Here is a 16,699-nt window from a genome sequence, read left to right as displayed (position 1 = left end):
GCGCTGGCGGCGCTGCGCTTACATGGTGTTGATCATGCGCCGCTGGAATTGCTGCTCGGCTTTGCGCAGCTTGCGCAGTTGCTCGCGGCGCTGCGGGCGCCGGTTGTCGTCGATCAGCAGGGCCAGTTCAGCGTCGCTCAGGACGCCGCTCAGCAGGCGCGCCTTGAGCAGGGTGACCTGGTCGAACGAGAGCTGCGCTTTCAGCTCGGCCAGGGTGCGCGCGAGCAGTGTCTCGCCGGCGGCGTCGCCGCCGGCGTCGATCGACAAGCCCATCAGGTCTTCCATCGCCGCCATGTTTTCCTCGAAATCTTCTTTCTCGCCCGGAATGGTGCGCAGATAGGTGAGCAACAGGGCCTGGTCCGGTCCCGCCGGCGCCAGCGCGGCTGCGGGCGCCGCCGGCGCTGGCTTGGCGGCGACCTGGGAAAGCACGCTCAGCAAGTATTTCTGGACGGCCGGCAACTGCTTGAGCATGGCCGGGTTTAGTTTGTGGTAACGCAATTGTCCGGCAGGCGTACGGGCATGCGCGAGCAGGGCCTTGACATCGCTTTCGCTCAGATGCGCCTGGTAGCTGGCCAGCGCGAGCGGCTCGACCTTGCTCCAGACCATGCGGGTGCGCATGCGCGCATTGAAGTCGTCCAGCACGCCTTTTTGCGCGGCCTTTCTCACGGGGTCGCTTTCGGCCTGCCATTCGTCTTGCTGGGCTTGTGCGATCGCTTGCATGGAGGTGCTCATCTGGCGCGCCATGCCGGTGGCCTCGAAGTACGCGCGCAGGCTGGCCTTGGTGGCCGGGGCCGCCTGCGCGGCCTGGGTCAGCGCCAGGAGTGCGAGGCTGGCCTGGGCCAGCAGGCGCCACAGGAAGGCTGAACGGGTTTGCATGGCCTGGTTCCGTTGCACGGTCGGGAGCTGATTACTTGTTGCGCGCCAGCGTTACCGCGCGTATCCACGCGCTGGACGCGGGCACGAACAGCAGGATCGTCCCGGCCAGCGAGAGCAGCTGGCTGAGCGAGAGCAGCGCGCCGTAGGTGGGCGAGATGACAAACGCCATTTTCAGGGCCGCGTAGGCGTTCAGAAAGCCGAGCACGGCCATCGCGGTCCAGATCCAGCGCGCCACATTCGAGCCGCGCGCGATGTAGTAGAGCATGATCACCATCAGGATGATGCCGAATGCAATGCCGCCGTAGGCCAGGTTTTTCATCATCCCTTCGCCCAGCACGGCGTTCTGGGTGGCGAACACGTCGGGCAGGTACAGCACGGTCAGGACCATGCCGAGCAGCGCGTTGAGCACGAACAGCGCAAGGGCCAGCGAGATGGTGCGCGGGCGCGGCGGGATCGCCACCGGCGCTGCGGGGCCGGCCGGCATGCCGCCCGGCGGCGCGTAGGGATGGTAGGGTTGGCCGTCGGCCGGGGTGGCAAGCTGGCCGGGAGCCGGGCTGGCGCCGCCCGCCGCCGGACGCAGGCGCGGGTTGTTGCGGATCTCCTTGATCTGGCGGAACCACGCATTGCTCGACGGCGAGAATAGCATGCACGAGAGCACGAACAGGACCAGGTACACGGCGCACTTGAACATGGCCGCTTCCGGTGCGTAGCCGAACATCAGCACGACCGTGCCGAGCGCGACCAGCAAACCGACCAGCATGCACAGGCTCAGCCAGACCCAGCGCGCCCAATTGTGCCCGAAGGCGATCAGGGCCAGCACGCCGGCCATGAAGGCCGCGATGAACAGCGAGCTGTTGAGCTGGCTGCTGCGCAGGGCGTCGACCGGGAGCTTCGTGCCATCCAGCGAACTGGTCAGGGAGGCAATCCGCGCCGACATGGTCGCCAGGTCGATTGCGGTCAGCACCACGATGCAGGCGGCGATGAGCAGCAGCACGACCAGCAGCAGGCCGGGGCGCGGCGCGGCGACGCCGTACGCGGCGGCGCTCTGGACGAAGCCGCCGGAAGAGTGGGCGTCTGGGGAGGACTGTGGCGTCATGGGTTTCTTTTCAAGAGTGGTGGTTGAGCGGCGTCGACGCCGGTGGCCCGCATGCCCGGGATGCCGGGCGACGTCGGGCCGGTCGCCCGGATTACTTCAGGAACGTCGCCAGCGGCAGCCTGGTGTCGCAGGCCAGCTTGGCCGCCTTGGCCTTGTCCAGCCACGCGGCCGACTCGTCGGCATTGGCGCTGACGCCTTCGCCGTGGCGCAGCACCCGGGCGTAGCGGCACTGGCCGGGGGCGTGCGCCGCCTCGGCCGCCTGCTTGTAGAGCGCCACCGCCTTTTCGCGCTCGGCCGGGGCGGCGCGTGTCATGAACAGCATGTCGCCCAGGTTCACGGTGGCGTCGAAGTTGCCGGCAGCATGGGCGCGTTCGAAATACTCGCGCGCCTTCTTGACGTCTTTCGGCAGGTTCTTGCCGTTCTTGTAGAAGGTGGCCAGGTTGTTGAGCGAGGCCGGATTGCCCTGGCGCGCGGCGCGTTCGTACCACGCGACGGCGCGCCGCATGTCGGCCGGGCCGCCGCGGCCGAACTGATGCATCACGCCCAGGTGGTGCTGGGCCTGGCTGTCTTCGCCGGCCGCGGCCAGCGCCAGCCACTGGCGCGCCTTGGCGTAGTCGCGCGCCACGCCATCTTCGCCGGTCAGGTAAATCATGCCGAGGATCGACTGGGCGCGCACGCTCGGCGTATCGGCCTGGGCCGCCTGGAGCAGCAGTTTCAGGCCGCCGGGGCCGTCGCGCGGCACGTCCAGCCCGAAGAACAGGGCCTGGCCGGCATAGAAGGCGCTGTCGGCGTCGCCCAGGCCGGCGCCGTGGCGCCACAGGCGCAGCGCCTCAAGCGGGTCTTTGGCCACGCCGCTGCCATTGGCGTAGCGCACGCCCAGCGCCAGGTAGGCGTCGGGATAACTGGCGGCGGCCGCCTTGCGCGTCCAGTCGAGCGATCTGGCGGCGTCGGCCGTGACGCCGAGGCCGTCGCGCAGCATCAGGCCGATGTTGAATTGCGATTCGGCGTGGCCTTGCTCGGCCAGCGGCAGCCACTGGGTGTAGGCGGCGGCATGGCGCCCGGCGGTCGAATGCTCGAGTCCGAGGTCGCGCCGCAGTTCGCCTTCTTCGGTCAGCTTGCCGTTCGATACCAGGATGCCGTGCTGGGCCGATGCCTTGGCGGCGGGATCCGTGGCCGGCAGGGCGCCGCAGCCGGACAGGATGAGGGCGGCAGCCACGCTGGCGAAAAGGGGGCGGAGGGCGATGGTCATGGGATGGATGCTTGGCTGTAAGGGTAAATGATTTATTTGCTGAGGCTATCGGCGGCGACGCGGTCGAGCTTGCGCAGGCGGAGCAGGGCCTTGCGCCGCGCCGGCTGGTCCTGGCGCAGGCTGTGCAGCACGACCAGGCTGGTCCAGGCGTTGGCCGACTTGGGATCGAGCGCGACGGCCTTGTTCAGGGCGATCAGCGCCTTGGCGAAATTGCGCTTTTGCAGGTAGCGCACGCCCAGTCCGTGCCAGGCGGCGGCGTAGGCCGGATCGAGCCGGATCGCGCGCCGGCTGGCGTTGACGGCGTCGTCGATGCGCCCGATCGAGGCCATCGAATTGCTCATGCCGTGCCAGACGGCCGGATCGTCGGCGCGCTGCCGCACGGCGTTGCGGTAGACCTGCAGCGCGTAGGCGTACTTGCCTTGCGCGTGGAGCAGGGTGGCCAGTGCGACGGCGGTGTTTTCGCGGGCCGGGGCCAGTTCCAGCGCCTTGCGGTAATCTTGTTCCGCTTCGCTCATCTGTCCCAGTTTTTCGTGCACCGTGCCCAGGGTGTGCCAGGCGAAGCTGCTGGACGGATCGAGTTCGATGGCGTTCAGCAGGGCGCTGCGGGCCGGCTGGTACTTGCCGGACGCGGCCAGCACCGCGCCGAGGTTTTCGGACACGGCCGGCAGGCTCGGGTCGGCCTTGTAGGCGCGCTCGTAGTAGCCGATGGCGGCCTCGCGCTTGTCGCGGCTGCTGGCGATGTTGCCCAGCTCATTCAAGGTCTGGGCATCGTCCGGCGCCAGGCCCAGCGAACGCTTGAGCGAGACTTCGGCCTCGGCCGTTTTGTCGAGGTGGTGCTGGGCCTTGCCGAGGTAATACCAGGCGCGCGCCGAGCCGGGATTGCTGCGCGTCCAGGCGCGTGCCAGCGGCAGTACGTCGGTCCAGCGCTGCTCGACCACGAGGGCGGCGATGGTGCTGTCGCCCAGGCTGTCGATCTGGGCGCGTACGGTCCCGTCTGCGGGCGGCTTGGGCTCGGCGCCGTGGGCGCCGAGCGACAAGGCCAGGCAGGCGGCGGCGATCGAGGTTTTCAACAGGGCGGTGCGGGCGGAAAGATGCATGGTGTCAGCGGGCGTCGGATGAGTGGAAAGACAGGTTGATGCCTGGCCTGGTGTTTTTCTTGGGAAGCTTGAAGTCTTTCCTGAAACTCAGGTAAGCCGGCGTTTTCATGATCTTGGCAAACTCGGGATCCTCGTCCAGCGCCAGTTTGCGCAGGTCGGCGCGGGCCAGGGTGTCGAACAATTGCGGCTGGTATTTGTTTTTGGTGGCGGCGTTGGCCTTCAGGTAGACCGTGGCGCGCGTTTCGTAGAAATTGTCGAGCACCGAGTCGTCTTCGATCGGCGAGACGGTGTCGAAGCACTGCTCGATCTGGGAGATGGCTTCTTCGTGCTGGGGCACGGTGGTGGCGACCGCGCTCTGTTCGTAGGCCAGCATGTTGTGGCAGGCGCGGCGCGCGGCGCGCACCACGTTGAATTCGGCCAGGTAAGGCCAGTCGTTGGAGGCGAGCACCTTGACGGTGCGGCGGCAACTCTCGACGGCCGCTTCCTGCTCGCCCATTTCGTACAGGGAGAAGCGCTTGAAGTCGAGCACGTAGGCCCATTGCGATTTTTCGCCGTAGTCGGGGTCGGCGCGGGTCAGCGCCTTTTCCAGCTCCAGCACCTTTTCCTTGACGCTGGCGTAGCGCTTCTCGCTCATGGCCTTCTGGGCCGCCTTCATCTGGGTGTCGAAATAGTCGTCGAATTTGTCGTCGCCAGCGGCCAGCACGGGGCCGGTCAGGGTGGCGGTCAGGATCAGGCTCAAGAGTCGGTTAGCGTTCATTCGGGCGCGGAAGTGATCCAATCCGGCAGCGGTTGTGCGCGCCAGCAGGCTGTTGCCGGCGTCGCTCCCGATGTCGTTTTAGAAGAGTTTCAATAATTACACGGAGGGTCGACAGAATACCAGTAAATGGTGCTCTAAGGACAATCTTCGTGCAAGTGCAAGGTTGCGGCGGGTGCTGCAAGGGGCAGGATCAGGCGTTCGGGCGTAAGAAATCCCCGGCTGGCGGGGATCGCTCAGGCTGGTGCGGCGGCAACTGCCTAGGCGATCAATTTCGCGGCGGCGAAGGACAGTCCGGACAGCGTGACGGCAGTGCCGATAAACCACTTGATGATGGTGGTCTCGAATGTGGCAAGCGAGGCTTGCAGCGCCAACAGGTCGGCTTTGGTGGCGTAGTTGGCGCTTGCCGCTTCCAGCTTCGCTTGCAGCGCCAGCAGGTCCGTTTTGCTGGCGGCGTTGGCACTTGCCGCTTCCAGCTTCGCTTCCAGCGCCAGCAGGTCCGTTTTGCTGGCGGCGTTGGCGCTTGCCGCTTCCAGCTTCGCTTCCAGCGCCAGTAGATCCGCTTTGCTGGCGGCGTTGGCGCTTGCCGCTTCCAGTTTCGCTTCAAGCTTCGCTTCCAGCTTCGCTTGCAGTCCCAGCAGGTCCGCTTTGGTGGCGTAGTTGGAGCGGATGACGGCGACGTCACGTTCCAGGGACGTCAGACGTTCGAGAATCTTTTCTATCACCATCTCAAGTTTAACGATGCGGGCTTCCATGATATCCATTATCTGCGCTTCCCCAAAAGTGTTCAACCACGATATCCCATCGTCGGCTATCCGTTTTCGGGTGCTGTTGACTTGGCTCAAACGCATTCATGGTCGGCCAGTGTCAGGCGCGCCGCAGCAGCGTGCGCAGGTTGCATTGCTCCTGCCACAGGCGGCGCTCCTCGCTGCTGCGTGCCTGGAGCGCCAGTTCCTGGTCCGATTGCGCGACCTGGGCCTGGATCAACCGTTCGGCCAGCGCCGGGTCGGGCAGCATGGTGCCGAAGAAGGTCACCATCTCATGGCGCTGGATCAGCAGGGTGGGAAAATTGTCGACATCGAGGTCGCCCACCACCTCGGCCTGGTCTTCGATATCGATCCAGATGAAGTGCTTGTCGGGATGGCGCGCGGCCAGGCCGTCGAAGGCGGCGCGGTAGGAGGCGCAGGTGCCGCACCAGGCCGCGCACAGGCAAGCGACGATCCAGCGGTCGTCGCCCAGCGCTTGCGCAATGCTGTCGCGGTTGTCGGAGTCGAGTGTGTGGCTGTGCATGAGCGGCATTCTACATCGGGCGACGAAGCCCTGCTTGCCAAAGCGCCAAGGCGACGCTTGGCCGGGTTAAAATACGGGATGTCTATTATTCTCGCTATTGAAACCTCGTCCGAGATGGCGTCCTGCGCCTTGCTGCGCGGCGACACCGTCTTCGCCCGTGAATCGTCCGGGGTCCGCACCCACTCGCAATCGATCCTGCCGATGGTGCAGGAACTGCTGGCCGAGGCCGGCATCGCCCTGAAGGAGTGCGGCGCCATCGCCTTCGGCGCCGGTCCCGGATCGTTTACCGGCGTGCGCACCGCCTGCGGCATCGCCCAGGGCCTGGCCTACGGCGCCGGCTTGCCGGTGCTGCCCCTGATCACGCTCGAAGCAATGGCCGTGGCCTGCCGCCAGCAGCATGGCGCCACCAATGTGGTGGCCGTGCTCGACGCGCGCATGGGCGAGGTCTACTGGGCCCAGTACCGCTACGACAGCGCCGCCGGCCTGTGGCGCGAACTGCTTGCGCCGGTCCTGTGCGCGCCCGGCGCCGTGGCGCCCGTGCCGGTGGATGGCCCTCTGGCCGCCTGCGGCAACGGCCTGGCCGCCTATCCCGACGCTTTCCCTGGGCAGGCGTTCGCGGCCACCTATCCGGAAATCATGCCGCACGCCGCCCAGCTGGCGCCGCTCGGGCGCGCGGCGCTGGCGGCGGGCAAGGCGGTCGGCGCGGCGGCCGCCCAGCCGCTGTACCTGCGCAACAAGATCGCCTACACCAGCGCGGAACGCAGCGTCATCAACGCCGCCAAGGCTGCCGCATGAGCGCGCTGCGCGACGATGACCACCTGGTGTATGCACCGATGGTGGCGGCCGATGTCGACGACGTGTTCGCGCTGGAACAGCAGGTCTACCCGCATCCCTGGACTCGCGGCAACTTCACCGATTCGCTCGGCAGCGGCTACAACGCCTGGGTGCTGCGCGAGCGCGGCGGGGCGCTGCTCGGCTATTTTTTGCTGATGCCGATCGTCGACGAAGCGCACCTGCTCAATGTGGCCGTGGCCGCCGAACGCCAGGGAGAGGGTCTGGGCCGCTACCTGCTCGACAAGGTCGCCGCCTGCGCGCGCGGGCTGTCGATGGACTCGATCCTGCTCGAAGTGCGCCCGTCCAACGTGCGCGCGCTGGCCGTCTACCAGCAGTACGGCTATACCGAAATCGGCCGCCGCCGCGGCTACTATCCCGCCCATGACGGCAAGCGCGAGGATGCCATCGTGATGAGGTTCGTCTTATGAGTATTAGCGCGCGCGACAGCGCCTTTTTGCAGGAGATGGGCATCGGTCCGCTGTGGACCTTGCGCGATGCCGCCGCTGGCGCGGCCGACGAGGCCGATCCCGGCGAGCTTGCGCAGAGCGCCCAGGAAGCCGCGCCTGCGCCTGCCGCCATGTCCGCGCCCGCACCCGCGCCTGCGCCTGTCGCCGCGCCGGTCGTCATGCCGGCGTCGCCGGCAGTGGTGGCCAGGGCCGCGCCGCCGGCTGTCAGCCCAGCTCCCGGCCCCGCCGCCGATTCGGCCTGGGGCGAGGAGCCGCCCGCGCCGCCGCCCACCGACGATGACATCGCCGCCATGGACTGGGTCCAGCTCAGGAGCGCCATCGGCAGTTGCACCCGCTGTGGCCTGTGCAAGGGCGGACGCAAGCCGGTCTACGGCAACGGCGCGCAGCAGGCAATCTGGTTCGTGGCGGCCGGGGCCTCCACCGCGTCCGACGAAAAAGAGCGCCAGCCGCTGTCGGGCGAACCGGGCAAGCTGCTGGTCAACATGCTGGCAGCGGTCGATCTCGCGCGCGAGAGCAATGTCTACGTCACCAACCTGATCAAATGCCGCCCCACCAGTGCCAACGGCGGCGACCGCGCCCCGAGCGCCGAGGAAGCGCTGGCCTGCCGGCCCTACCTCGACCGCGAACTGGCGCTCTCCGGCGCGTCGATGGTGCTCACGCTCGGCCAGATCGCCGCCAATGCCCTGCAGGGCAAGCCCTTGCAGGAAGCGCTGGCCGGTTCGCGCGGCCAGGTGCACGAGATCGCCGGGGTCAAGCTGGTGGCCACCCTGCATCCGGGCGAGCTGCTGCGGCGCGGCGCCGACAAGGCGCTGGCCTGGGCCGACCTGTGCCTTGCGCGCGAGCACGATGACCGGCGCGCCTGACAACTACCAGGCCGCCTTCGCGCGCCGCTGGGGACAGCTGGCGCAGCCGCACGTGCGCGCGCTGGCCTGGCTGCTGCACGCGCCCGACCTGCTCGATCCGGCCGACCCGCACTGGGAAGGCCGCATCGCCAGCCTGGGCGTGCTGCCGGCGGCGGTGGGCGACTGGCTGATGCGCCTCGACGCCGATCCCGCGCCCCTGCTCGATGTACTCGGCACGCGCAACTATACGCGCCTGGGCCTGTACGCCGAAAAGCTGATGGCTTTCTATTTCCAGGAACACGGCCAGCTGGTGGCGCACGGTTTGCAGGTGCGCGCCAGCCGCAACGATACGGTCGGCGAGTTCGATTTCCTGCTCGATCACGGCGACGGCGGTTTGGAGCACATCGAGTTCGCCACCAAGTTTTATCTGCTGGAAGGCGCGGCCGCATCGCGCTTCGACACCTTTGTCGGCCCCAACCTGGCCGACAGCCTGGGCGCCAAGATGCGCAAGATCTTCGACCGGCAACTGGCGCTGGGCGCGCATCCGGCTGCCCAGGCTGTGCTGCCGCGCCCCGTCACGCGGGCGCGGGCGCTGGTCAAGGGCTGGCTGTTCTATCCGGGTGGGGCGGGGCAGGCGATGGACGGCATCTCCGGCCAGCACTGCCGCGGCTTCTGGTGCGCCCTCGACGAGGTGGCGGCACTGGCGCCGGATGCCTGGGTGATCTTGCCGCGCCTGCAATGGCTGGCGCCGTTCCGCGCGCCGGACCAGGCCGGATTGCTCACTCGGGAACAGTTGCAGGCCACCCTGGCGGAGAAATTCGGCACGGTGCCGATGCCGGTGCTGGTGGCCGCCGTGCGCGTGGAGCAAGGCGGCCTGCTTGAAACCCAGCGCGGTTTCATCGTGCCCAACGACTGGCGCGTGCGCGCCGCCTTCCGCCAGAAAATGATCGGCTCGGAAACAGGCGGCCAGCCCGCCTGATCAGTGCTTGTGCTCGCCGATCAGGGCGAGCGAATCGTGCTCGGCCTGGTTCATCTTGTGCTTGCGCATGATCAGGAACATGATGCCGGCCACCGACATGCCGAAGCCGATGATCACGATGTTCAAGTCCACTTTCAAGGTGATCAGGATGGCGTAGATGGCCAGCATGGTCAGGATCGACAGGTTCTCATTGAAATTCTGCACGGCGATCGAGTGGCCGGCGCTCATCAGGACGTGGCCGCGGTGCTGCAGCAGCGCATTCATCGGCACCACGAAGAAGCCCGACAGCACGCCGATCAGCAGCAGCAGCGGATAGGCGATCAGGACCGAATGGACCATGGTCATGCAGACCACGACCACGCCCATGGCAATGCCAAGCGGAATCACGGTCAGCGATTTCTTGAGAGGAATCATCTTGGCCGAGGTGGCGGCGCCCACGGCCACGCCGAGCGCGACGATGCCGATCAGGGTGGTGGCTTTGTCGAGCGGCATGTGCAGCGATTTCTCGGCCCACTTGAGCACGATGAACTGCAAGGTCGCGCCGGCGCCCCAGAACAGGGTGGTCACGGCCAGCGAAATCTGGCCCAGTTTGTCTTTCCACAGCAGCGAGGAGCAATTGGCGAAGTCGGCGATCAGCTTGGCCGGATTGCGTTCCTGGTGGGCATATTTGGCCAGGGTATCGGGAATGCGCAGGTTGAACAGGGTCGCCAGGATATACACGGCCACCACCACGCACAGGGCCGCTTCGGTGGTGGTGTTGATGCCGGTGTCGATGAAAGGCACGTCGAAGCCGAGCATGAAGGCCGAGGCCTTGGCGCTGACCAGCGCGCCGCCCATCACGGTGCCGAGAATGATCGACATCACGGTCAGGCCCTCGATCCAGCCGTTGGCGGCGACCAGTTTCTCTGGTGGTAACAATTCAGTGAGGATGCCGTACTTGGCCGGCGAATACACCGCCGCGCCGAAACCGACCACCGCGTACGCAAGCAGCGGGTGCACCTGGAAGAAGATGAGCGCGCAACCGAAGACCTTGACCAGGTTGGCGATGAACATCACTTTGCCCTTGGGCATGGAATCGGCGAAAGCGCCGACAAAGGGCGCAAGGAGCACGTAGAAGAGGACAAAGGAAAGCTTCAGCAAAGGCGTCAGCGACGCCGGCGCATGCATGGAGATCAGCAGGTCGATCGCCACGAACAGCAAGGCGTTGTCTGCCAGCGACGAAAAAAACTGCGCCGCCATGATGGTGTAAAAACCACGATTCATTCGAGAAGTCTAAAAGCTAGTGTGGGTTGCTTTATACCATGAATGGCTGGGAAGCCAAAGAAATCGGCACGCCGGAACGGGCTGCGTCCGGTAAAATACAGGCTTGCCAATTTCCTCATTTCGCACTATGCCGCGTCCGCTGATCGCCACGATTCATCTTGATTCCATGAAGCATAACCTGATGCGGGTGCGGGACTGCGCACCGCACGCGAAGGTGTGGGGGGTGGTCAAGGCCAACGCCTACGGCCATGGGCTGGAACGCGGCATGCGCGGCTTTGCCGACGCCGATGGGCTGGCCCTGATCGAAACCGAGAACGCGCTCCGCCTGCGCGAGCTGGGCTGGACGCGCCCGATCCTGCTGCTGGAAGGGATTTTCGACGCCGCCGATGTCGATTTGCTGGTGCGCCATGAGCTCAACAGCACTGTGCATACGACCGAGCAGATCGTGCTGCTGGAGCAGGCCACGCTGGCCGGCCCGATCGACGTGCACCTGAAGATGAATACCGGCATGAACCGGCTCGGCTTCCGCCCGGAAGCGTTCGCGGCCGCGCATGCGCGCCTGCGCGCCATCCCGGCGGTGCGCGAGATCACCCTGATGACCCACTTCGCCAACGCCGACGAGCTGGAACACCCGCGCCTGACCGTGCTCGAACAGGTGCGCCGCTTCTGCCTGGGGGCGGACGGCTTGGCGGGCCAGCGCAGCCTGTCGAACTCGGGCGGTGTGCTGCACCAGGCGGCGCTGTCGGACGAACTCTCGAACGACTGGGTGCGTCCCGGCATCATGTTGTACGGCGGCACTCCGGGCGGGCGCAGCGCGGCCGAATTCGACCTGCGTCCGACCATGACCCTGGCCAGCGAAATCATCGGCGTGCAAGACCTGGTGGCCGGCGACTCGGTCGGCTACGGCAGCGGCTTCCAGGCCGAGTGGCCGATGACGGTCGGTGTGGTCGCCTGCGGCTACGCCGACGGCTATCCGCGCCACGCCCCGCACGGCACACCGGTTCTGGTCGACGGCATCCTGACCAAGCTGGTGGGACGGGTCTCGATGGACATGATGGCGGTCGACCTGACCCATGTGGCGCGCGCCGGGGTCGGCAGCAAGGTGATCCTGTGGGGCGCCGGCTTGCCGATCGACACCGTGGCCAACGCCGCCGGCACCATCGGTTACGAATTAATGTGCGCGCTGGCTCCCCGCGTGCGCGTCGTGGAAGGCAATCTGGATCTCAATGGCTAAAGCTAAAACGCAATACACCTGCAGCGACTGCGGCGGGATCAGCAACAAATGGACCGGGCAGTGCGCGGCCTGCCATCAGTGGAATACCATGGTCGAGACCGTGGTCGACACGCCCGGCGTCAACCGCCTGTCGCAGACCCAGCACAAGAGCCTGGCGCAGACCGCGCCGGTGCTGTCGCTGGCCGACATCGAGGCGGTCGACGTGCCGCGCTTCGGCACCGGGATCGAAGAATTCGACCGCGTGCTGGGCGGCGGGCTGGTGTCGGGCGGGGTGGTGCTGATCGGCGGCGACCCCGGGATCGGCAAGTCGACCCTGCTGCTGCAGGCGCTGGCCAATATTTCGCATATCAAGAGTACTTTATATGTGAGCGGCGAGGAATCGGGCGCCCAGATCGCCCTGCGCGCACGCCGGCTCGGCGTCGATGGCAAGGAACTTAAACTGCAGGCCGAGATCCAACTCGAGAAGATCTTGGGCACCCTGGCCGACCTCAAGCCCGAAGTGGCGGTGATCGACTCGATCCAGACTGTGTATTCCGACGCGCTCACGTCGGCGCCCGGTTCGGTGGCGCAGGTGCGCGAGTGCGCCGCGCAACTGACCCGGGTGGCCAAGCAGACCGGCGTGACCATTATCCTGGTCGGCCACGTGACCAAAGAAGGGGCGCTGGCCGGGCCGCGCGTGCTGGAACACATCGTCGACACGGTACTGTATTTCGAGGGCGACACCCAGTCCAGTTTCCGGCTGGTGCGGGCGATCAAGAACCGTTTCGGCGCGGTCAACGAGCTGGGCGTGTTCGCGATGACCGAAAAAGGGTTGAAAGGGGTGTCCAACCCATCGGCGCTGTTTCTTTCGCAACACGACAACCAGGTGCCGGGCTCGTGCGTGATGGTGACGCAGGAAGGCACGCGTCCCTTGCTGGTCGAAATCCAGGCGCTGGTCGATACCAGCCACCTGCCCAACGCGCGCCGCCTGTCGGTGGGGCTGGAGCAAAACCGGCTGGCGATGCTGCTGGCGGTGCTGCACCGGCACGCCGGCATCGCCGCGTTCGACCAGGATGTGTTCATCAATGCGGTCGGCGGGGTCAAGATCACCGAGCCGGCGGCCGATCTGGCGGTGCTGCTGGCGATTAACTCCTCGATGCGCAGCAAACCGCTGCCGCGCGGACTGGTGGTGTTCGGCGAAGTGGGGCTGGCGGGCGAAATCCGGCCGGCGCCGCGCGGACAGGAACGCCTGCGCGAAGCGGCCAAGCTGGGTTTCTCGATTGCGATGATTCCCAAAGCCAACGTGCCGAAGCAGAAAATCGAGGGCATGACGATCGTGGCGGTCGAACGGATCGACGAGGCATTTAACAAACTGCGCGAACTTGATTAGCCAACGCATATTGCAAATTAGAACTATAATGTACATCTCTGCAATACCAACGGGCGAAAAGTGTTTAACGAACAAAGACAAACGCAGCGAAAATTGTTAAAAGTAAAAGCTGTCGTGGTGGTGGACGGCTTTTCGCCGGTGACGGTCAAGACGGTTGACGTGGGTGCGAACGGTATGTGCATCTTGTCGCCCGACCCGATCCAGGTGGGGGCCAATGCGCAGTTGCGCTTCGACCTGTTCGTCGACGGCGGCATGACCACGATCGATGTACGCAGCAAGGCCTCGTATTGCATTTTGAGCCATGGCGCCTTCAAGATTGGCTTCAGCTTCCTCAATCTGAACTTGTCGGGCATGACGCAACTGGCCAAGTTCCTCAAGTAAGACGCAAGCACGGCGCGTCAGCGATGCATGCCGCCGCCCGCGACTGGCGCAAGCTGGTTCCCCGCCGCCCTTGATCTGCCTCAGATCTGGAGCGGGAAGTTGAACGTGGCAGGGCCGGCGAATGTGTTACCTTTACGTTAAACGTGAATCAAAGGTAAAACATCATGGCCGTGCCGATCAATTCCAACAGTGTCCTGGGTGGCCTCAAGTCGGGCAACGCCGCCTCCGCCGAGATGTACGGCCGGGTCAACAAGAGCCTGTTTGCGCAAAACGCCGGGGTCCAGAAACTCAGCGCCCAGCTGACCCGCGACCAGACCCGCCTGTCCGGCCTCGGTCAGTTGCAAAGCGCGCTGGCCAACTTCCAGTCCCTGACCCAGTCGTTGTCCGGCGCCGGCCTGCAAACCGGCGCCACCTCGTCGAGCCCCAACGTGCTGACCGCCGTGACCATGACCGGCGCCAAGTCGGGCACCTATGCCATCGACGTGCAGCAACTCGCGCAGTCGCAAATCCTGCTGGCGCGCCCGCAAAAAGACAAGGACACGCCCATCGGCAGCGGTTTGCCGACTGCTATCAAGGTCGAATTCGGCACCGAGTCGGGCAGCGGCTTCACGCCTAACGGCAGCGTGCGTTCAATCAGCATCGACAGCGGCAACAATACCCTGCAGGGCATGGCTGATGCCTTCAAGGCGGCCGGCATCGACGCCTCCATCGTCAAGAGCAGCGCCGGCTTCGCATTGCAAATCAAGGGGCCGGAAGGCGCGGCCGGCAGCATGCGCATCAGCGCCGGCGGTGATGCGGCGGTCGAGAAACTGCTGGCTTACAATCCGGCCGGCCTCAAGAACCTGACGGCGGGCAGCGCCGCCCAGGACGCGATGCTCAATATCGACGGCAAGCGGGTCACCAGTTCCAGCAATGTCATCACCGGCCAGATCGGCGGCACGGCGCTGGCGCTGACGGGCAAAGGGGCCAGCAAAGTCGTCGTCGCGCAGGAAACCGGCGCGATCGCCAAGAATATCGGCAATTTTGTCGATGGCTTCAACAAGCTCTCGTCCACCTTGCAAGGCTTGCAGCAGGGCGGGCTGAAATCCGATCCGGCGCTGCGCCAGGCGCAGGATCAGTTGACGAATATGGTCCGGAGCAACAGCGAAGCACTGGAAAAAGCCGGCGTCACGCTCGACAAGAACGGCACGCTCAAGATCGACGCCAAGGTCCTGGCCTCGGCGGTGCAGGCCGATCCTGGCGCGGTCGGCAAGTTGTTCACCGATGGCGGCAAAGGCATTGCCGACAAACTGGACATGCAGCTGGGCCAGCTGCTCGGCGCCGGCAGCAGCATCGGCAAGGAAAAAGCGACTGCCGAGCGCAGCGTGACCACCCTGGCCGGGCAGAAGAGCGCGCTCACCAACGCGCTCAACGCCCAGGCGAGCAACCTGGTCGCGCGCTACACCGAGATCAGCCAGGGCGGCGGCGCCAACAGTGCCTTGCCCGGCCTGCCCGGAGGAGGGGCCCGCTCGCTGTTCGATTTCATGGCTTGAGGAGATGTGGAATGGCGGTTCGCAAGAACTTTACTTTCAGCGATATGGACCTGTGGCTCAACCAGCGCCAGGTCACCGAAATTGAGTGCCTGGTACCGGACCTGACCGGCGTCGCGCGCGGCAAAATCCTGCCGCGCACCAAGTTCACCAACGAACGCGGCATGCGCATGCCGGAAGCCGTGCTCGGCATGACCGTGACCGGCAATTATCCGGCCAACGACGTCGCCTACTTCCGCGCCATTTCCCAGACCGACCGCGACATGGTGCTGCGGCCCGATCCGTCCACCATCACCATGGTGCCGTGGGCGCTCGACCCGACCGCGCAGGTCATCCACGATTGCTATTTTTCCGACGGCAGCCTGGTCGATTTTGCCCCGCGCAGCGTGCTGCGGCGCGTGCTCAAGCTGTATGCGGACAAGGGCTGGGCACCGAGCGTGGGCCCGGAACTGGAGTTTTACCTGACCGCGCGCAACAACGACCCCGACCTGCCGCTGCGTTCGCCCATCGGCCGTAGCGGCCGCGCCGAAACCAGCCGCCAGATCTACAGCATCGACGCCGTCAACGAATTCGATCCCCTGTTCGAGGATATCTACGATTTTTGCGAGCTCATGCAACTCGACGTCGACACCCTGATCCACGAAATCGGCGCCGGCCAGTTCGGCATCGACCTGCTCTCGTGCGAGCCCCTGGCCATGGCCGACAATGTGTTCTTCTTCAAGCGTACCTTGCGCGAAGCGGCGCTCAAGCACAATATGTACGCCACCTTCATGGCCAAGCCGCTCGCCAACGAGCCGGGCTCGGCGATGCACGTGCACCAAGGCGTCACCGACAGCGGCACCGGCCTGAACCTGTTCAGTACGCCGCAAGGGGCGCCGTCGCCCGCGTTTTACCACTACATCGGTGGCTTGCAGCGCTACATGCCGGCCGCGATGGCGCTGGCCGCGCCGTATGTCAATTCCTATCGGCGCATCGTGCGCCACACCACGGCGCCCATCAATGTGCAGTGGGGGCTGGATAACCGCACGGTCGGCTTCCGGGTGCCGGAGTCGACAGCGCAGGAGCGCAAGGTGGAAAACCGCGTCATCGGCGCCGACGCCAATCCCTACCTGGCATTCGCGGTCACCTTGGCGTGCGGTTATCTGGGCATGACCGAAGAGATTGCGCCGAGTGCGATGACGGTCGGCAGCGCGCACGCGCTCGACTTCGAGCTGCCGCGGGGCTTGCCGCAAGCGCTGGGCCTGCTGCGCGCCGAGGACAAGCTGCGCGACGTGCTGGGCGAGCGCTTCGTCGACGTGTATGCCGCCATCAAGGACCAGGAGCATCTGGAATTCATGACCGTCATCAGCCCCTGGGAGCGCGAGCATTTGTTGCTGCACGTGTAGGGAGGTGCTGGTTCCCTTCGACGCCTTGTTGTCCTGATAGTCGCAACGGGCATG

At 65.7% G+C, this 16,699-nt stretch carries 17 protein-coding genes; 9 read left to right on the top strand and 8 right to left on the bottom strand.

Annotated features, from left to right (window positions below; translation table 11 throughout):
• Positions 1-18 precede the first annotated feature (18 nt).
• The 7 genes from F2P45_RS02195 to F2P45_RS02165 form a co-directional block, all read right to left on the bottom strand.
• Positions 19-876 (bottom strand): DUF2059 domain-containing protein, encoded by an 858-nt coding sequence (locus tag F2P45_RS02195; protein ID WP_166870128.1) that lies wholly within the window; start codon positions 874-876, stop codon positions 19-21.
• A 31-nt stretch (positions 877-907) separates the two neighbouring features.
• Positions 908-1,972, bottom strand: a complete 1,065-nt coding sequence (locus tag F2P45_RS02190) for a hypothetical protein (protein ID WP_166870127.1) — start codon at positions 1,970-1,972, stop codon at positions 908-910.
• Between the two features lie 91 nt (positions 1,973-2,063).
• A complete protein-coding gene (locus F2P45_RS02185) occupies positions 2,064-3,221 on the bottom strand; it encodes a tetratricopeptide repeat protein (RefSeq protein ID WP_166870126.1) in 1,158 nt (385 codons plus the stop codon).
• Between the two features lie 32 nt (positions 3,222-3,253).
• On the bottom strand, positions 3,254-4,318 hold the full coding sequence (locus F2P45_RS02180; RefSeq protein ID WP_166870125.1) for a tetratricopeptide repeat protein: 1,065 nt from the start codon (positions 4,316-4,318) through the stop codon (positions 3,254-3,256).
• 4 nt (positions 4,319-4,322) lie between these two features.
• Positions 4,323-5,075, bottom strand: a complete 753-nt coding sequence (locus F2P45_RS02175) for a hypothetical protein (protein ID WP_166870124.1) — start codon at positions 5,073-5,075, stop codon at positions 4,323-4,325.
• A 257-nt stretch (positions 5,076-5,332) separates the two neighbouring features.
• Complete coding sequence (locus F2P45_RS35965; protein WP_229504877.1) at positions 5,333-5,917, bottom strand: hypothetical protein; 585 nt, start codon at positions 5,915-5,917, stop codon at positions 5,333-5,335.
• 22 nt (positions 5,918-5,939) lie between these two features.
• A complete protein-coding gene (locus F2P45_RS02165; RefSeq protein WP_166870123.1) occupies positions 5,940-6,362 on the bottom strand; it encodes a thioredoxin family protein in 423 nt (140 codons plus the stop codon).
• A gap of 78 nt (positions 6,363-6,440) precedes the next feature.
• Between F2P45_RS02165 and tsaB the strand changes: the two genes are divergently transcribed.
• From tsaB to F2P45_RS02145, 4 genes are read left to right on the top strand one after another with little or no spacing between them, the layout of a single operon-like run.
• Positions 6,441-7,157 (top strand): tRNA (adenosine(37)-N6)-threonylcarbamoyltransferase complex dimerization subunit type 1 TsaB, encoded by a 717-nt coding sequence (gene tsaB / locus F2P45_RS02160; RefSeq protein ID WP_166870122.1) that lies wholly within the window; start codon positions 6,441-6,443, stop codon positions 7,155-7,157.
• Complete coding sequence (gene rimI / locus F2P45_RS02155) at positions 7,154-7,624, top strand: ribosomal protein S18-alanine N-acetyltransferase (protein ID WP_166870121.1); 471 nt, start codon at positions 7,154-7,156, stop codon at positions 7,622-7,624. The genes tsaB and rimI overlap by 4 nt, the downstream gene beginning before the upstream one ends.
• Entirely contained in the window at positions 7,621-8,526 is a 906-nt protein-coding gene (locus tag F2P45_RS02150) for a uracil-DNA glycosylase (protein WP_166870120.1), read from the top strand. The genes rimI and F2P45_RS02150 overlap by 4 nt, the downstream gene beginning before the upstream one ends.
• A complete protein-coding gene (locus F2P45_RS02145; protein WP_166870119.1) occupies positions 8,510-9,484 on the top strand; it encodes a DUF1853 family protein in 975 nt (324 codons plus the stop codon). Before F2P45_RS02150 ends, F2P45_RS02145 begins: the two co-directional genes overlap by 17 nt.
• Here the strand turns inward: F2P45_RS02145 and lplT are convergent, their stop codons facing one another.
• Positions 9,485-10,747 (bottom strand): lysophospholipid transporter LplT, encoded by a 1,263-nt coding sequence (gene lplT / locus F2P45_RS02140; RefSeq protein WP_166870118.1) that lies wholly within the window; start codon positions 10,745-10,747, stop codon positions 9,485-9,487.
• Between the two features lie 127 nt (positions 10,748-10,874).
• Here lplT and alr point away from each other — a divergent pair, with 127 nt between their 5' ends.
• The 5 genes from alr (at position 10,875) to F2P45_RS02115 (ending at position 16,645) form a co-directional block, all read left to right on the top strand.
• Positions 10,875-11,981 carry an alanine racemase gene (alr, locus tag F2P45_RS02135; protein ID WP_166870117.1) on the top strand — a complete coding sequence of 369 codons (1,107 nt, stop codon included), beginning with the start codon at positions 10,875-10,877 and terminating at the stop codon, positions 11,979-11,981.
• Positions 11,974-13,350 carry a DNA repair protein RadA gene (gene radA, locus F2P45_RS02130; RefSeq protein WP_166870116.1) on the top strand — a complete coding sequence of 459 codons (1,377 nt, stop codon included), beginning with the start codon at positions 11,974-11,976 and terminating at the stop codon, positions 13,348-13,350. The genes alr and radA overlap by 8 nt, the downstream gene beginning before the upstream one ends.
• A gap of 60 nt (positions 13,351-13,410) precedes the next feature.
• Positions 13,411-13,731, top strand: a complete 321-nt coding sequence (locus F2P45_RS02125; protein WP_166870115.1) for a PilZ domain-containing protein — start codon at positions 13,411-13,413, stop codon at positions 13,729-13,731.
• A 164-nt stretch (positions 13,732-13,895) separates the two neighbouring features.
• Positions 13,896-15,263 (top strand): flagellar filament capping protein FliD, encoded by a 1,368-nt coding sequence (gene fliD / locus F2P45_RS02120; protein ID WP_166870114.1) that lies wholly within the window; start codon positions 13,896-13,898, stop codon positions 15,261-15,263.
• Between the two features lie 11 nt (positions 15,264-15,274).
• Complete coding sequence (locus F2P45_RS02115; protein ID WP_166870113.1) at positions 15,275-16,645, top strand: glutamine synthetase family protein; 1,371 nt, start codon at positions 15,275-15,277, stop codon at positions 16,643-16,645.
• The last annotated feature ends 54 nt before the right edge of the window (positions 16,646-16,699 follow it).

The organism is Massilia mucilaginosa, assembly GCF_011682145.1.
In the GTDB taxonomy this organism is placed as follows: Bacteria; Pseudomonadota; Gammaproteobacteria; order Burkholderiales; family Burkholderiaceae_D; genus Telluria_A; species Telluria_A mucilaginosa.
The sequence above is the reverse complement of the archived record's forward strand: the minus strand, read 5'-3'. Positions and strand labels throughout refer to the sequence as shown.

What these genes read in the sequence shown, in the direction of transcription:
- F2P45_RS02195 (WP_166870128.1), bottom strand. Translation starts at nt 876, where the DNA reads ATGCAAACCCGTTCAGCCTTCCTGTGGCGCCTGCTGGCCCAGGCCAGC.
- F2P45_RS02190 (WP_166870127.1), bottom strand. Translation starts at nt 1,972, where the DNA reads ATGACGCCACAGTCCTCCCCAGACGCCCACTCTTCCGGCGGCTTCGTC.
- F2P45_RS02185 (WP_166870126.1), bottom strand. Translation starts at nt 3,221, where the DNA reads ATGACCATCGCCCTCCGCCCCCTTTTCGCCAGCGTGGCTGCCGCCCTC.
- F2P45_RS02180 (WP_166870125.1), bottom strand. Translation starts at nt 4,318, where the DNA reads ATGCATCTTTCCGCCCGCACCGCCCTGTTGAAAACCTCGATCGCCGCC.
- F2P45_RS02175 (WP_166870124.1), bottom strand. Translation starts at nt 5,075, where the DNA reads ATGAACGCTAACCGACTCTTGAGCCTGATCCTGACCGCCACCCTGACC.
- F2P45_RS02165 (WP_166870123.1), bottom strand. Translation starts at nt 6,362, where the DNA reads ATGCACAGCCACACACTCGACTCCGACAACCGCGACAGCATTGCGCAA.
- tsaB (WP_166870122.1), top strand. Translation starts at nt 6,441, where the DNA reads ATGTCTATTATTCTCGCTATTGAAACCTCGTCCGAGATGGCGTCCTGC.
- rimI (WP_166870121.1), top strand. Translation starts at nt 7,154, where the DNA reads ATGAGCGCGCTGCGCGACGATGACCACCTGGTGTATGCACCGATGGTG.
- F2P45_RS02150 (WP_166870120.1), top strand. Translation starts at nt 7,621, where the DNA reads ATGAGTATTAGCGCGCGCGACAGCGCCTTTTTGCAGGAGATGGGCATC.
- F2P45_RS02145 (WP_166870119.1), top strand. Translation starts at nt 8,510, where the DNA reads ATGACCGGCGCGCCTGACAACTACCAGGCCGCCTTCGCGCGCCGCTGG.
- lplT (WP_166870118.1), bottom strand. Translation starts at nt 10,747, where the DNA reads ATGAATCGTGGTTTTTACACCATCATGGCGGCGCAGTTTTTTTCGTCG.
- alr (WP_166870117.1), top strand. Translation starts at nt 10,875, where the DNA reads ATGCCGCGTCCGCTGATCGCCACGATTCATCTTGATTCCATGAAGCAT.
- radA (WP_166870116.1), top strand. Translation starts at nt 11,974, where the DNA reads ATGGCTAAAGCTAAAACGCAATACACCTGCAGCGACTGCGGCGGGATC.
- fliD (WP_166870114.1), top strand. Translation starts at nt 13,896, where the DNA reads ATGGCCGTGCCGATCAATTCCAACAGTGTCCTGGGTGGCCTCAAGTCG.
- F2P45_RS02115 (WP_166870113.1), top strand. Translation starts at nt 15,275, where the DNA reads ATGGCGGTTCGCAAGAACTTTACTTTCAGCGATATGGACCTGTGGCTC.